Source organism: Streptomyces spinosus (genome assembly GCF_020400655.1).
GTDB classification, from domain to species: Bacteria; Actinomycetota; Actinomycetes; order Streptomycetales; family Streptomycetaceae; genus Streptomyces; species Streptomyces argyrophylli.
In genome coordinates this window covers 380,248-394,544 of sequence record NZ_JAINRC010000004.1, presented here as the reverse complement: position 1 = coordinate 394,544, position 14,297 = coordinate 380,248, and the positions used below count along the sequence as shown (strand labels likewise).

16 protein-coding genes and 1 riboswitch are annotated in these 14,297 nt (G+C 72.6%); of the genes, 9 read left to right on the top strand and 7 right to left on the bottom strand.

Translation table 11 applies throughout. The annotated features are described in order from the left end of the window. Window positions 1-85: 85 nt before the first annotated feature. Together LG395_RS11025 and LG395_RS11020 are read left to right on the top strand one after the other, a co-directional pair. The gene (locus tag LG395_RS11025) at window positions 86-1,438 is read left to right on the top strand and encodes a class II 3-deoxy-7-phosphoheptulonate synthase (RefSeq protein WP_171157106.1); all 1,353 of its coding nucleotides are present in this window, start codon (window positions 86-88) and stop codon (window positions 1,436-1,438) included. A gap of 167 nt (window positions 1,439-1,605) precedes the next feature. Continuing rightward, complete coding sequence (locus tag LG395_RS11020; protein ID WP_171157107.1) at window positions 1,606-1,830, top strand: (2Fe-2S)-binding protein; 225 nt, start codon at window positions 1,606-1,608, stop codon at window positions 1,828-1,830. 19 nt (window positions 1,831-1,849) lie between these two features. Here the strand turns inward: LG395_RS11020 and bfr are convergent, their stop codons facing one another. Continuing rightward, window positions 1,850-2,368: a bacterioferritin gene (gene bfr / locus LG395_RS11015; RefSeq protein WP_171157110.1), complete on the bottom strand. Its 519-nt coding sequence runs from the start codon at window positions 2,366-2,368 to the stop codon at window positions 1,850-1,852. Between the two features lie 171 nt (window positions 2,369-2,539). Between bfr and LG395_RS11010 the strand changes: the two genes are divergently transcribed. Further along, the gene (locus tag LG395_RS11010; protein WP_171157112.1) at window positions 2,540-3,172 is read left to right on the top strand and encodes a sulfite oxidase-like oxidoreductase; all 633 of its coding nucleotides are present in this window, start codon (window positions 2,540-2,542) and stop codon (window positions 3,170-3,172) included. A 12-nt stretch (window positions 3,173-3,184) separates the two neighbouring features. Here LG395_RS11010 and LG395_RS11005 read toward each other — a convergent pair whose 3' ends face one another. The 6 genes from LG395_RS11005 to thiO all read right to left on the bottom strand — a co-directional run bounded on the left by LG395_RS11005 (window position 3,185) and on the right by thiO (window position 9,118). Then, window positions 3,185-3,733 (bottom strand): DUF4396 domain-containing protein, encoded by a 549-nt coding sequence (locus LG395_RS11005; protein ID WP_225809241.1) that lies wholly within the window; start codon window positions 3,731-3,733, stop codon window positions 3,185-3,187. Window positions 3,734-3,807: 74 nt separating this feature from the next. Beyond that, on the bottom strand, window positions 3,808-4,683 hold the full coding sequence (locus LG395_RS11000) for a deoxyribonuclease IV (RefSeq protein ID WP_225809240.1): 876 nt from the start codon (window positions 4,681-4,683) through the stop codon (window positions 3,808-3,810). Window positions 4,684-4,788: 105 nt separating this feature from the next. Continuing rightward, window positions 4,789-6,762, bottom strand: coding sequence for a Stk1 family PASTA domain-containing Ser/Thr kinase (gene pknB, locus LG395_RS10995; RefSeq protein WP_171157118.1), 1,974 nt, complete (start codon window positions 6,760-6,762; stop codon window positions 4,789-4,791). Window positions 6,763-6,890: 128 nt separating this feature from the next. After that, on the bottom strand, window positions 6,891-7,685 hold the full coding sequence (locus tag LG395_RS10990) for a thiazole synthase (RefSeq protein ID WP_225809239.1): 795 nt from the start codon (window positions 7,683-7,685) through the stop codon (window positions 6,891-6,893). 3 nt (window positions 7,686-7,688) lie between these two features. After that, window positions 7,689-7,901 carry a sulfur carrier protein ThiS gene (thiS, locus tag LG395_RS10985; protein ID WP_171157122.1) on the bottom strand — a complete coding sequence of 71 codons (213 nt, stop codon included), beginning with the start codon at window positions 7,899-7,901 and terminating at the stop codon, window positions 7,689-7,691. Further along, on the bottom strand, window positions 7,898-9,118 hold the full coding sequence (gene thiO / locus LG395_RS10980; protein ID WP_171157124.1) for a glycine oxidase ThiO: 1,221 nt from the start codon (window positions 9,116-9,118) through the stop codon (window positions 7,898-7,900). The genes thiS and thiO overlap by 4 nt, the downstream gene beginning before the upstream one ends. Continuing rightward, window positions 9,116-9,227: riboswitch (TPP riboswitch) on the bottom strand. (Overlaps the previous gene by 3 nt.) A gap of 53 nt (window positions 9,228-9,280) precedes the next feature. Here thiO and LG395_RS10975 point away from each other — a divergent pair. The 6 genes from LG395_RS10975 to LG395_RS10950 all read left to right on the top strand — a co-directional run bounded on the left by LG395_RS10975 (window position 9,281) and on the right by LG395_RS10950 (window position 14,274). Further along, complete coding sequence (locus LG395_RS10975; protein WP_171157125.1) at window positions 9,281-9,631, top strand: avidin-fold protein; 351 nt, start codon at window positions 9,281-9,283, stop codon at window positions 9,629-9,631. Window positions 9,632-9,663: 32 nt separating this feature from the next. Beyond that, the gene (locus LG395_RS10970) at window positions 9,664-10,896 is read left to right on the top strand and encodes an NAD(P)/FAD-dependent oxidoreductase (RefSeq protein ID WP_225809237.1); all 1,233 of its coding nucleotides are present in this window, start codon (window positions 9,664-9,666) and stop codon (window positions 10,894-10,896) included. 226 nt (window positions 10,897-11,122) lie between these two features. Continuing rightward, window positions 11,123-11,488, top strand: coding sequence for an Rv2175c family DNA-binding protein (locus tag LG395_RS10965; RefSeq protein ID WP_058080226.1), 366 nt, complete (start codon window positions 11,123-11,125; stop codon window positions 11,486-11,488). A gap of 90 nt (window positions 11,489-11,578) precedes the next feature. After that, the gene (thiE, locus tag LG395_RS10960; RefSeq protein WP_171157130.1) at window positions 11,579-12,229 is read left to right on the top strand and encodes a thiamine phosphate synthase; all 651 of its coding nucleotides are present in this window, start codon (window positions 11,579-11,581) and stop codon (window positions 12,227-12,229) included. A 120-nt stretch (window positions 12,230-12,349) separates the two neighbouring features. After that, window positions 12,350-13,273, top strand: a complete 924-nt coding sequence (metF, locus tag LG395_RS10955; RefSeq protein ID WP_171157132.1) for a methylenetetrahydrofolate reductase [NAD(P)H] — start codon at window positions 12,350-12,352, stop codon at window positions 13,271-13,273. A gap of 56 nt (window positions 13,274-13,329) precedes the next feature. Beyond that, window positions 13,330-14,274, top strand: coding sequence for an SCO2102 family sporulation regulator (locus tag LG395_RS10950; protein ID WP_225809236.1), 945 nt, complete (start codon window positions 13,330-13,332; stop codon window positions 14,272-14,274). Window positions 14,275-14,297 lie beyond the last annotated feature (23 nt).

Below are 14,297 nucleotides of genomic sequence, written 5' to 3'. Positions count from 1 at the left end.
ACCGCATGTCCGCACTGTGTACGCGGTGTCTCATCAGCTGAGCACCGGCGGGGAGCCCGCGACGGCACCCCGTAATGTTGGGTTCGTGACCGTGAACGCTAAGACCAGCCCGAGCGCTGGCAACACCTGGCGAGACCTGCCCGCGGCGCAGCAGCCCGAGTACCCCGACCCCGAGGCTCTGCGCGCAGTGATCGCGGACCTCGAGTCGTATCCGCCGCTCGTCTTCGCGGGCGAGTGCGACCAGCTGCGCGCCCGGATGGCGGCCGTCGCCAAGGGAGAGGCGTTCCTCCTCCAGGGCGGCGACTGCGCCGAGGCCTTCGACGCGGTGTCCGCCGACCACATCCGCAACAAGCTCAAGACGCTGCTCCAGATGGGTGCCGTCCTCACCTACGCGGCCTCCGTGCCGGTGGTCAAGGTCGGCCGGATCGCGGGCCAGTACTCCAAGCCCCGCTCCAAGCCGACCGAGACCCGCGACGGCGTGACGCTCCCGGTGTACCGGGGCGACTCCGTCAACGGCTTCGACTTCACCGAGGCCAGCCGCATCCCGGACCCGGAGCGGCTGAAGCGCATGTACCACGCGTCGGCCTCCACGCTGAACCTGGTGCGCGCCTTCACCACCGGCGGCTACGCCGACCTGCGCCAGGTGCACGCCTGGAACCAGGACTTCGTGCGGACCTCGCCGTCGGGCCAGCGCTACGAGCAGCTCGCGCGCGAGATCGACAGCGCCCTGAACTTCATGCGGGCCTGCGGCACCGACCCGGAGGAGTTCAAGACCGTCGAGTTCTACTCCTCGCACGAGGCGCTGCTGCTCGACTACGAGTCCGCCCTGACCCGGGTCGACTCCCGCACGGGCAAGCTGTACGACGTCTCGGCGCACATGGTGTGGATCGGCGAGCGCACCCGTCAGCTGGACCACGCGCACATCGAGTTCGCCTCGCGGATCCGCAACCCGATCGGCATCAAGCTCGGCCCGTCCACCACGGCCGAGGAGGCGCTGCGGTACATCGACCGCCTCGACCCCGAGCGGGAGCCGGGCCGGCTGACGTTCATCGTCCGCATGGGTGCCGGGCAGATCCGCGACAAGCTCCCCGAGCTGGTCGAGAAGGTCACGGCGTCCGGCGCGACGGTGGCCTGGGTGACCGACCCGATGCACGGCAACACCTTCGAGGCGGCCTCCGGGCACAAGACCCGCCGCTTCGACGACGTGCTCGACGAGGTCAAGGGCTTCTTCGAGGTCCACAAGGCGCTCGGCACCCACCCGGGCGGCATCCACGTGGAGCTGACCGGCGACGACGTCACCGAGTGCGTGGGCGGCGGCGACGAGATCTTCGTGGACGACCTGCACCAGCGCTACGAGACGGCCTGCGACCCCCGGCTGAACCGCAGCCAGTCGCTGGACCTGGCGTTCCTGGTGGCCGAGATGTACCGGGACCAGTGACCCGGACCGGGTAGCGACCGCCTGGTGACGCGGAGTCCTGGGGCGCGGATCACATCCGATCCGCGCCCCTGCCGCTTTCGCGGGCGCCGGGAGGTAGGTAAGGTTAGGTTTGCCTCACCGAATCGGGGATGGCAGGAACAGGGACCCCCGTCGGGAGGTGAATCCGCGTGTACGTCTGCAGTTGCTTCGGTGTCACCGAGGACCAGGTCAAGCAGCACGCGGACAACGGCGCCTGCACCCCGCGCCAGATAGCGTCCGCCTGCAAGGCGGGCACCGACTGCGGCGGCTGCGTCCGGCGCATCCAGGCGCTGCTCGGCCGTGGCGCCTGCCCCCGCCGGGAGCTGCTCGACCAGCGCGCCCCGGCCCTCGTACCGCTGGACGACGCCGCGTAGCGTCCGCGCCCCCGCCGGCTCAGTGGGTGGAGAAGCCGCCCGTGCCCGGACCCGATGCGTCGGGCTGGCTCTGCTCGAGGACGGTCGACAGGTACAGCGCCTCGCCCAGCTTGTCCACCAGTTCCAGCTGGGTGTCCAGGTAGTCGATGTGGTGCTCCTCGTCGGCCAGGATCGCCTCGAAGACGTTCGCCGACGTGATGTCGTCCTTCTCGCGCATCACCTGCACTCCCCGGCGCAGCCGGTCGATGGCCTCGACCTCGATCTGCCGGTCGGCCTGGAACATCTCGGTCACCGTCTGCCCGACCCGCACGTGGAAGAGGCGCTGGTAGTTGGGCAGGCCGTCGAGGAGCAGGATGCGGTCGGTGAGGACCTCGGCGTGCCGCATCTCGTCGAAGGACTCCGCGCGGGTGTACCGGGCGAGCTGCGTCCACCCCTTGTGGTCCTGGAGCTTGGCGTGCAGGAAGTACTGGTTGATCGCGGTCAGCTCGGCGGTCAGCTGTTCGTTGAGCAGTTCGATGACCTCGGGGTCGCCTTGCATCGCTGTGGACTCCTTCCAGGTGGGCCCGGCCGATAGCGCCGCATGATTCCACCGACGAGGAAGATCGTCCAGTAAGTACGCACTTATTAAGTACGTCATGAACCGGCGGTAATTGTCCGGTTCCGGAGTGGGTGGTCAAGGGCACTGCCCGGGGTCTGTCAGGATGGATACATGGGTCATCCGGTGGAGCGAGAGTCTGGGGCGGCGGCAGGGTCCGGACTTCCGCCGGGTCAGCGGCTCCAGCGCGGCTGGCCGGTCACGCACTACGGACCCGTCCCGAAGTTCCGGCCCGAGCGCTGGGAGTTCCGGGTCTTCGGCGCCACCGCCGACGGTGACAAGCACACCTGGGACCACGAGGAGTTCACGGCCCTGCCCTACACCACGGTCGTGGCCGATCTGCACTGCGTGACGAAGTTCAGCATGGTCGGCGCGGAGTGGGGCGGCATCCCGGCCCGCGCGATCGTGGACCTGGCCCCGCCGGCGCCGGACGTCACCCATGTGATGGTCTGGGCGGAGTACGGCTTCAGCTCGAACCTGCGCCTCTCGGACTTCGTCTCCGACCGCACGATCTTCGCCACCCACAAGGACGGCGAGCTGCTCACCGCCGAGCACGGCTTCCCGGTCCGGCTGATCGTGCCCCACCTGTACGCCTGGAAGGGGCCCAAGTGGGTCCGGGGCGTGGAGTACATGACCGCCGACCGCCGCGGCTTCTGGGAGGAGCGCGGCTACCACAACATCGGCGACCCCTGGAAGGAACAGCGCTACTCCTACCAGGAGGAGCCCGGGGACGGCCCCGAGCTCTGATCCCCGGCCCCCTCAGTGGTGGTACGCGTGCACCACCGCGTGCCCCTTGCCCCGGCCGATCATCCACTTGTTGACCGGGGTGGTCACCATGAAGGCGAGCGCGAACGAGACCGCGAGCGAGATCCAGAACAGCGCGTCGCCCAGTGTGGCGTCCATCGCCGACGGCCAGACCAGGATCACCCCGTTGTCCATCAGCTCCATCACGACGATGGACAGGGTGTCGGCGGCCAGCGCCACCCGGAAGGCCGCGCGGAAGCCGACGCCGGCCCGCAGGACCCCGCGCAGGGTGAGCGAGTAGCCGAAGACGAAGGCCAGGACGACCGCCAGCACCATGGTCGGCAGGTTGTCCCAGCCGAAGGCCGTGCCGGCGACCATGCCGAGCACCTCGCCGATGGCGCAGCCGGTGAGGCAGTGCAGGGTGGCCTGGACGGCCGTCGCCCAGGTGGCGGCGGATGCCGGGTGCCGGCCCTGGCCGGCCCGGTGACCCTCGTGGTGTCCGTGGTGGTCCGCGTCGGCGGGCCCGGGGTGGTGTGCGTGCGCCGCGTGCGTCTCGTGCTCCATGACTGCCCCCCTGTCAGGTGACGACTCCTGCGCCCGACTGGAACCATATACCCCACGGGGGTATTCCCCCACGGTCAGTCCTCGCGAAGTCCCTTCAGCCGCGCCACGTCCGCCGCGTGCCCCTCCTTGCCGCCGGGCGTCTCGATGACCAGCGGTACGCCCTCGGTCGCGGGGTGGGTCATCAGCGCCCGGAACGGGTCCTCCCCGATGTGGCCTGCGCCGATGTTCTCGTGCCGGTCCTTGTGGGCGCCCGCCACATCCTTGGAGTCGTTGGCGTGGATGAGCTTCAGCCGGCCCGGGCCGACGGTGTCCACCAGCAGGTCCAGGGTCCGGTGCATGCCGTCCGGCTCCGCCAGGTCGTGCCCGGCGGCGAAGACGTGGCACGTGTCCAGGCACACGCCCAGCTTCGGATGCGCGTCCAGCGCCTCGAAGTACGGCCCGAAGTCCCAGGTCCGCGAGCACAGCGAGGCGCCCTGCCCGGCGGTCGACTCCAGCAGCAGGAACGGGTCGTCGTCATGGGTCAGCTCGTCCAGCAGCGGCAGCAGGTACGCGCGCACCTGCTTCAGCGCGACCTCCCGCGTCCGGCCGCCGGTGGCGCTCCCGGTGTGCACCACGACACCCAGCGCGCCGATCTCCCGCCCGCGCCGCAGCGAGTGCCGCAGCGACTGAACCGACCGCTCCACGGTGGCCCCGGTGTGCGAGCCGAAGTTGATCAGGTACGGCGCGTGCACGTAGGCCGGGACCGACTCCTCGGCGCAGGCCGCGCGGAACGCCTCGTCCTGCCGCGGGTTCCCGGCGGGCGTGGCCCAGCCGCGCGGATTGGCGACGAAGACCTGCACGGTCTCGGCCTTCAGGTCACGGGCGTACGACAGCCCGACGGAGTGCAGGCCACCGGCCACGGGCACATGGCCGCCGACGGGGTTGCGGAGGGGGGAGCGAACGGGACTCACCCGTTCAGGGTGTCATGTCCGGCCCGGCGCCCGGACCGCGCTCCCCGGTGAGACCGGTCACCGGTGGCCCCTGACACGGTCACCGCCGGTGCCCGTGACCGCCCGTCACCGGATGGTGATCGTTATGGTCGACCCCTTGGGCGCCTCGTCGCCGCCGTCCACCGACTGCTTCTTCACGGTGTCCCCGAACAGCCCCAGCAGCCCGCGGTCCTCCTTCACCTCGAAGCCGGCGTCCTCCAGGGCCTGGTGGGCGTCGTCCACGCTGTCGCCGACCACGTCCGGGACCTCGATCATCTCCGGCCCCTTGGACAGCGTCAGCGTCACCGTGTCGCCCTCGGCGGCCTGGTGACCGTCGTCCGGGCTCTGCGCGGCGACCTCGCCCTCGTCGTACTCGGAGTTGATCCGTTTGCCGGCCACCTTCACCTTCAGCCCGGCGTCCGTCAGCTCCTGCTTCGCGCTCTCCAGGTCGTCGCCGGTGACGTCCGGCACGTCGATGGGGCTGCCCTTGCTGACGACCAGCGCGATCGCCGAACCCGCGTGCCGTTCGGTGCCCGCCTCGGGTGCCGTACCGATCACCGAGCCCCTGGGGACGTCGTCGCTGAACTCCCGGGTGACCATGCCCGGCTCCAGGTCCTCCGCCTTCAGCCGCGCCCGCGCCTTGGCGAGCGACTGGCCCGCCACGTCCGGGACGTCCACCGTCTTCGGTCCCAGCGACACGGTCAGCGTCACGGAGTCGTGGTCCCGGATCCGCGCGCCCGGCGCCGGGTCGGTGCCGATCACCGTGCCGCGCTCGACCGTGTCGCTGTACGCGCGCTTGACCTTCCCGACGTCCAGCCCGGCGGTCTTCAGCCGCTCCCTGGCCTGCGCCTCCGTCTTCGCCAGCAGCGGCGGCACCTTGGTGAACTGGCCGGAGTTGATGTACCAGACCCCGGCGCCGACGCCGAACACCACCAGCACGGCCGCGATCACCGCCAGCACCGCGCGCGGGGGCCGCGCCGGGCGCCTGCGGGGCGGCACGGGCGGGCTCTGGAACCGGGCGGTGCGGTCGGTGCCGTCCCCGGGGCCGCCCTCGAACGCGTCCTCGACCAGCGGCAGCGGCCGGGACGGGGGTTCCCCGGCGCGGGGGAAGCCGAGCGTGGGGGAGGTCAGCGCGCGCGGGACCACGCTCGTGCGGTCCTCGGCGTTGTCGTGCTCCGCGGTCAGGGCCTGCGGCGGCAGCGCGTCCAGCTGCTCGTCGGTCAGCGACAGGTGGGCCTCGCGCACCTGGGCGAGCAGGGCCACGGCGTCGTGCGGCCGGACGTCCGGGGTGCGCGCGGTGGCCGACGCGACCAGCTCGTCCAGCTGGTACGGCAGGCCGGGCACGAGCGCCGAGGGCGGCGGCACGTCCTCGTGGAGGTGCTTGTAGAGCACCTGGGCCGGGGAGTCCCCGGAGTGCGGCTTGGCGCCCGTCAGCATCTCGTACAGGACCACACCGCACGCGTACACGTCGGCGCGCGGGTCGGTGATGCCCTGCTCTATCTGCTCCGGCGCCAGGTAGGAGACGGTCCCGAGCACGGCGCCCGTCGTGCTGGTCACCGTGTCCACGGAGCGCACCAGCCCGAAGTCGGCGACCTTGACCCGGCCGTCGTCGCCTATCAGCACGTTCTCGGGCTTCATGTCGCGGTGCACGAACCCGGCCCGGTGCGCGGCGCCGAGCGCGGCGAGCACCGGCTCCAGGACGTCCAGCGCGGCCCGCGGCTGCACCGCGCCCCGCTCGCGCAGCACGTCCCGCAGGGTGCAGCCGGCGATGTACTCCATCGCCAGGTAGACGTACGACCCGTCGGTCCCCTGGTCGAAGACCTGCACCACGTTGGGGTGGTCGAGCCGGGCGACGGACTTGGCCTCCCGGATGAACCGCTCGACGAACGCGCCGTCGGCCGCGAGCGCCGGGTGCATCACCTTCAGCGCGAGCACACGGTCCAGGCGGGTGTCCAGGGCCCGGTAGACCGTGGCCATCCCGCCGGCCGCGATCCGCGCGTCGACGCGGTACCTGCCGTCGAGCACCTGGCCGACGAGGGGGTCCTGAAGGGTCGTATCCACGAGAGGCGAGTCTACGAGGGGGCACGACCGTTCCCCGTGCCGAGACCGCTTTCCCACCAGCACTGCAGCCGACCTGTGACGCACCCACGACCCGGCTGCCGCCGGCCGGACGGGAACCGCGGCACCGGTCAGAACGCGGGACGCTCGGGGTCCAGCACGGCCAGGCCCTCGGCGGGAGACGAGGCCTCGGCGAGGTACCTGCGGGGAATCCGCCCGGCCCGCCGGGCCAGCCGGCCCCCCTCCACGGCGAGCTTCATGGCGCAGGCCATCAGTTCCGGCTCCTGGGCCCGGGTCACCGCGGAGGCGAGCATCACACCCGCGCACCCCAGTTCCATCGCCAACGCCGCGTCCGACGCCGTACCGGCCCCCGCGTCGAGGATCACCGGCACGCGCGCGTGCTCCACGATCAGCTGGAAGTTGTGGGGGTTGCGGATCCCCAGCCCGGACCCGATCGGCGACCCCAGCGGCATGACCGCGGCGCACCCCACGTCCTCCAGCTTCCGCGCGAGCACCGGATCGTCGTTGGTGTACGGCAGCACCGTGAACCCGTCGTCGACCAGCGTCTCGGCCGCCTCCAGCAGCTCCACCGGATCGGGCAGCAGCGTCCGCTCGTCGGCGATGACCTCCAGCTTCACCAGGTCCGTGCCCAGCGCCTCCCGGGCCAGCCGGGCGGTCAGCACGGCCTCGCCCGCGGTGAAGCAGCCAGCCGTGTTCGGCAGCACCCGGATGCCGAGCTTCTCCAGCACCGACAGCACCGAGCCGTGCACGCAGGGGTCCACCCGGCGCATCGCGACCGTGGTCAGTTCCGTACCCGAGGCGACCAGCGCCCGCTCCAGCACGTCCAGGCTGGGCGCCCCGCCCGTGCCCATGATCAGCCGGGAGGAGAAGGACAGGTCACCGAGGACCAGGGGATCGTCGGCCATGGCTCAGCCTCCCTGCACGGCGGTGAGGACCTCGACCCGGTCGCCGTCGGCGAGGGCGGTCGTCGCCCACCGCGCGCGCGGGACGACGGTCTCGTTGACGGCGGCGGCCACCCCGCGCGGGGCGGCGGTGAGGGTGCGGACGAGGGTGTCGAGGGCGGTGCCCGGGGCGATCTCCCGGCGCTCCCCGTTGACGGAAATCATGACCGTGCTGTTCATACGGGCTGCTCCACCTCTTCCCTCGTCGTCTTCCCGTGCTCTTGCCTCGCCCCGGCGCGCCCGGCGGCTTCCCCGGGCGCGGCGCCGAACCGCCGCGGCGTGAACGGACGAGCCTCCTCCGGAAGCTCGCCGGTGACCAGCGCGTGCGCCAGCACGTCCCCGGTGACCGGCGTGAGCAGCACGCCGTTGCGGTAGTGCCCGGTGGCCAGCAGCAGCCCGGGCAGCCCGGACGGGCCGAGCAGCGGCGCGTTGTCCGGGGAGCCGGGGCGCAGACCGGCCCGGGTCTCGGTCAGCGGCAGCTCGGTGATGCCGGGCACCAGCTCGTGCGCGTCGCGCAGCAGCTCGTACACGCCCCCGGCGGTGACCGTCGTGTCCCAGCCCAGCTCCTCGCTGGTGGCGCCGACGACCAGTTCGCCGTTCTCCCGCGGCACCAGATAGACCTGGCTGCCCCGCACCACGGCCCGCACGGTCCGGCTCAGGAACGGCGCGTACCGGCGCGGCACGGTCAGCCGCAGCACCTGCCCCTTCACCGGCCGCACCGGGGGCAGCAGCTCGTCCGGCACGCCCGCGAGCCGCCCGCTCAGGCTGCCGGCCGCGAGGACCACCCGGTCCGCGCGCAGAGCCGTGCCGTCCGCCGTGGTGACCCCGGTGGCCCGGTCCCGCACCACGTCCAGCCGCTGCGCCCACGCCCGGTGGAACACCACACCGGCCCGCTCGCACGCGGCGACCAGGGCCGCCGCCAGCCGGCGCGGGTCGATCTGGTGGTCGCCGTCGACCCGCAGCCCGCCCCGCACCCCGGGCGCCAGCATCGGCTCCAGGCGCCGGCACTCCCGCCCCGACAGCCACTCCGAGCCGAGGCCCGAGCGCTGCTGGAGCAGGTGCAGTTCGCGCAGATGGGCCCGGTCGTCGGCGTCCAGGGCGACGGCGAGGGTGCCGCAGCGGCGGTAGCCGAGGTCATGGCCGGTCAGCTCGGTCAGCTCGGCCGCGAAGGCGGGGTAGCGGCGGGCCGACTCCAGGTTCAGGGCGAGCAGGGTCTCCTCGCCGTAGTGCAGCTCGGTGACCGCGGCCAGCATCCCGGCGGCGACCTGCGCGGCCCCGCCGCCGGGTGCGGGGTCCACCAGGGCAGTGGCCAGCCCGCGCTGCGCCGCGCGCCAGGCCGTGACCAGGCCGATGATCCCGCCCCCGATGACGAGGACGTCGGACGTACGTGACGACATGGGCGTCCAGCCCCTCCCTTCGCCGGCATGACCCGGATCAGGTTCGTACGGTCGGAGGCCGCCAGCCTCCCTCTCAGCCCGGTGCGTCCGGGCTCCCGCGAGTGCTTGTACGGTGGCAACCCTAGCCCGCCGCCCCTCTCACCCGTAAGGGAGCCCTGTTCCATGGCCCGGTCGCTCGACGGACTCGTCCTCGCCCCCGTGGCGGACCAAGCCCCAGGTCAGGTGGGCACCCGCACACGGTTCGCGTACCACGAGCAGGACGGCGCGATCTGGGCGGAGTACGCGGGCGGCGACGTCGTGCGCGGCCATCTGGTCGGCACCCGCGAGGGCGACCGGCTGGACTTCCGGTACGTGCAGCTCAAGACCGACGGCACGACCTCCTCGGGGCACTGCGTGTCCGCGGTCGTCGAACTGCCGGACGGACGGGTGCGCCTGGACGAGACCTGGGAGTGGGAGTCCCAGGCCGGCTCGGGCACGAGCGTGGTGGAGCAGGTCGCCGAGCCCGCCCCCTGACTGACTCTCCGTCAATTGTCTATGGTGATCGGGTGAGCGAGCAGACAGCGCAAGAGGGCACGGCGGCGGCGCGGCGCGTGGTCGTCGTCGGCGCGGGCATGGCCGGGGTGCAGACCGCGGTCGCCCTGCGGGAGCAGGGTTTCCGGGGCGACGTGACCATCATCGGTGCCGAGCCGCACCAGCCGTACGACCGGCCGCCGCTGTCGAAGGCGGTGCTGCTCGGCAAGGCCGAGGACTCCGCCTTCGAGGTGGACTTCGAGTCACTCGGGGTCGAGCTGCGGCTCGGCTGCGAGGTGTACGGCGTGCGCCCCGCCGAGCACGAGCTGGACACCGGGACGGGCCCGGTGCCGTACGACGTCCTGGTCCTCGCCACCGGCGCCGAACCGGTCCGGCTGCCCGGCACCGAGGGCATGCCCGGCGTGCACCTGCTGCGCACCCTCGACGACGCCGAACGGCTGCGCCCGGTGCTCGCCCGGCAGCACGACATCGTGGTCGTGGGCGCCGGCTGGATCGGCGCCGAGTTCGCCACCGCCGCCCGCGAGGCCGGCTGCGCGGTGACCGTCGTCGAGGCCGCCGACCACCCGCTCGCCGGTGCCCTGCCCGCCGAGGTCGCCGCACCCATGGCCGCCTGGTACGCCGAGGCGGGCGTGGAGCTGCGCACCCACGCGCGCGTGGAGCGCGTCGAGCCCGGCGAGGTGGTGCTCGCCGACGGCACCCGGCTGCCCGCGGGCGCCGTCGTCGTCGGCATCGGCGCCCGCCCCGCCACCGGCTGGCTGGCCGGCTCCGGCATCGAGCTGGGGACACACGGCGAGGTCCTCACCGACGAGCGCCTGTGCACCTCCCTGCCCGATGTGTACGCCGTCGGCGACTGCGCCTCCTTCCCGTCGGCGCGCTACGGCGAGCGGCTCCTCGTCCACCACTGGGACAACGCCCTGCAGGGCCCGCGCACGGTCGCCGCGAACATCCTCGGCGAGACCCCGGCGGTCTACGACCCGGTGCCGTACTTCTGGTCCGAGCAGTTCGGCCGCTTCGTCCAGTACGCCGGTCACCACGCCGGGGCCGACCGGCTGGTCCGGCGCGGCGACCCGGCGGGCCCGTCCTGGACGGTCTGCTGGCTCCGCCAGGACCGCCTGGTGGCCCTCCTGGCCGTCGGCCGCCCCCGCGACCTGGCCCAGGGCCGCCGCCTGATCGAGGCGGGCCGGCGGATGGACCCCGGGGCGCTGACCGACCCGGCGCGCCCCCTGAAGAACGCCACGGCGGACTAGGGTCTTTCGTTTGGATCAGGCCGGATCAGGGAGCGGGGTCTGGTGCCGTGCATCGCAAGGCGGAGGAGGGCGCCATGGCGGAGCCATGGCAACCGACGACAACGCGGCGGGGCGCGGTGCCAGGGCCCGCGAGCCCGGCCTGATCCAAACGAGAGGCCCTAGGGCACCTGCCCGGCCGGACCTGCCTGACTTCCGACTGTCAGTGGGGGATGGCAGGCTAGGGAACGTGACCGAGATTGACGCAAAGATCGATGCTCTCGTCCCCGCCTGGCTCACCCTGCCCGACATCGCCGACATGCTCGGTGTCGAGGTGACGCGTGTCCGGCAGCTGGTCAAGGAGGGCCAGCTCATCGCCGTACGCCGCGGTGAGAACAGGGCGCTGCACGTCCCCGCCGCCTTCATCGACGGGGACAAGGTCGTCAAGGGCCTGTCCGGGACCCTGACGCTCCTGCGGGACGACGGCTTCACGGTCGAAGAGATGATCGAGTGGCTCTTCACCCCCGACCCGACCCTGCCCGGCACCCCCGCGCAGGCCCTGAGCGAGAATCGCGGCACGGAGGTGAAGCGCCGCGCCCAGGCGCTCGCCGTCTGAGCCGACCCGCAGCAGACAGGTGGCGTGCGGGCCGGACGCCCGTACGCCACCGCGCACCACCGCCAGGACACCGACCAGGGGGGACCACGCATGTCCGACACCGCCCGCGCCGCGCTCGCCGACGCCCGCCTGTACCTGTGCACGGACGCCCGCACGCGCCAGGGCGACCTGCCGGAGTTCCTGGACGCGGTCCTGGCCGGCGGTGTCGACGTCGTGCAGCTGCGGGACAAGGGCATGGAGGCCGCCGAGGAGCTGGAGCACCTGGAGGTCTTCGCCGACGCCTGCGCCCGGCACGGCAAGCTGCTCGCGGTCAACGACCGGGCGGACGTCGCCCATGCCGCCCGCGCCGACGTGCTCCACCTCGGCCAGGGTGACCTCCCGGTCCCCGCCGCCCGGGCGATCCTCGGCGACCGGGTGCTGATCGGCCGCTCCACCCACTCCGAGGCGGAGGCAGCAGCCGCCGCCGTCCAGGAGGGCGTGGACTACTTCTGCACCGGCCCGTGCTGGCCCACCCCCACCAAGCCCGGCCGCCACGCCCCCGGCCTGGACCTGGTCCGCCACACGGCGTCCCTCGGCACCGACCGCCCCTGGTTCGCCATCGGCGGCATCGACCTCGGCAACCTGGACCAGGTGCTCGACGCCGGGGCCCGCCGGGTGGTCGTGGTCCGCGCGATCACCGGGGCGGACGACCCGGGCGCGGCGGCGGCTGAGTTCGCGAAGCGCCTGCGGGACGCCCGCTAGGGTTTCCGGACGGCGGGTTTCCAGGGCCGTTCTGTCCATCTGCTGGACAGGAGAGCGGCAAATCGGGCAAATTCCCGGCATCCGGTTGGGGGACCGCCGACCCCTGGCTAACCTGCCCGTATGGCCCTCGGAACCGCATCCACCAGGACTGATCGCGCACGCACCGTGCGCGACATCCTCGCCACCGGCAAGACGACGTACTCGTTCGAGTTCTCGGCGCCGAAGACCCCGAAGGGCGAGCGGAACCTGTGGAGCGCGCTCCGGCGGGTCGAGGCGGTCGCTCCCGACTTCGTCTCCGTGACCTACGGCGCCGGCGGATCCACCCGCGCGGGCACGGTCAAGGAGACCCAGCAGATCGTCGCGGACACCACGCTGACCCCGGTCGCCCACCTCACCGCGGTCGACCACTCCGTCGCCGAACTGCGCAACATCATCGGCCAGTACGCGGACGCCGGCATCCGCAACATGCTCGCCGTGCGCGGCGACCCGCCCGGCGACCCGATGGGCGACTGGGTGCCGCACCCCCGCGGCCTGACCTACGCGGCCGAACTCGTCCGGCTCATCAAGGAGTCGGGCGACTTCTGCGTGGGCGTCGCCGCGTTCCCGGAGATGCACCCGCGCTCCGCGGACTGGGACACCGACGTCGCCCACTTCGTGGACAAGTGCCGTGCCGGCGCCGACTACGCCATCACACAGATGTTCTTCCAGCCGGAGTCGTACCTGCGCCTGCGCGACCGCGTGGCGGCCGCCGGCTGCGGGACCCCGGTCATCCCGGAAGTCCTGCCGGTCACCAGTGTGAAGATGCTGGAACGGTTGCCGAAGCTCAGCAACGCCCATGTCCCGGACGCCCTGAAAGAGCGGATCCTCGCAGCGAAGGACGATCCGGCGGCGGTACGCTCCATCGGTATCGACTTCGCCACGGAGTTCTGCGCGCGGCTGCTGGCCGAGGGAGTGCCCGGACTGCACTTCATCACGCTCAACAACTCCACGGCGACCCTGGAAATCTACGAGAACCTGGGCCTGCACCACCCCCCGCAGGCCTAGACCGGCCGCATCGCGATACGACACACTGCGTAACGGCCACTGGGAGAGGGGCGTACATGGGCTGGACGGTCCTCTACATCGCGTTCGGCGGCGTCGCGCTGTGGCTGCTGGGCGAGGTGCTGCTGCAGTACAAGGCGCGGCTGCGCTGGCGCCTCCTCGCCTTCGGCGGCTTCCTCGGCGTCGTGCTGGGTGTGCTGATGCCGTCCGTCATCGTGATCGGGCTGGGCGCGATCGCCTTCGCGGTCGGCCAGACCTACGTCACGCTGTCGTTCCGCCGCGGCTTCGCCTCCGGCTGGGCGGTCAAGCGGCCCGGCCCCGAGGCCGCGGCCGGCAGCAAGCGGCGCCGCGGCCGGGCGGACCGGCACGCGCCGGACCCGCAGGGTGCCGACCCCGAGTCCGCCCCGGCAGCCGACGACGGTGACCTCGGCGCCGGCGGCCACGGGCCCTACGGCCCCGGCAGGGCGCACGGCGACTACGACGACGACTACGACGGCGACGACGTCTTCACCCCGGCCGCCGGACGCGCGGCCGACCCCTCCGCCGCCGAGACCACCGCCGTCTACGAGCCGCAGCCCCTCCCCGACGACACCGGCAACTACGGCGTCTACGGCGACCCCGCGCACGCGCACACCGCCCCGCAGGGCGACCAGCAGAGCTACGCCTACGACTACTCCGGCTACGCCCAGCCGCAGGGCTACGACTACGACGGCGCGGCCCAGCAGGGCTACGCCAACTACTCCGATCCGTACATCGGCAGCCAGCCCTACGGCTCCTACGACCAGGGGTACGGCCAGCAGTACGGTCAGCAGCAGGGCTACGCGCAGGACCCGTACGCCACCGGCGGCTACGGCGAGACCCCGGCCGGCGGGGTGTGGGTGCCGCAGCAGCGCACCGACGAGAACTACGGCGGCGAACTCCCGCAGGAACAGCCGTACCCCCACCAGCAGGGCGGACAGCAGCCCCAGTCCGGGGCCGGCTACGACGAGCAGTACCGCTTCTGACGGTCCGGGCGCCGGGCCGGCGT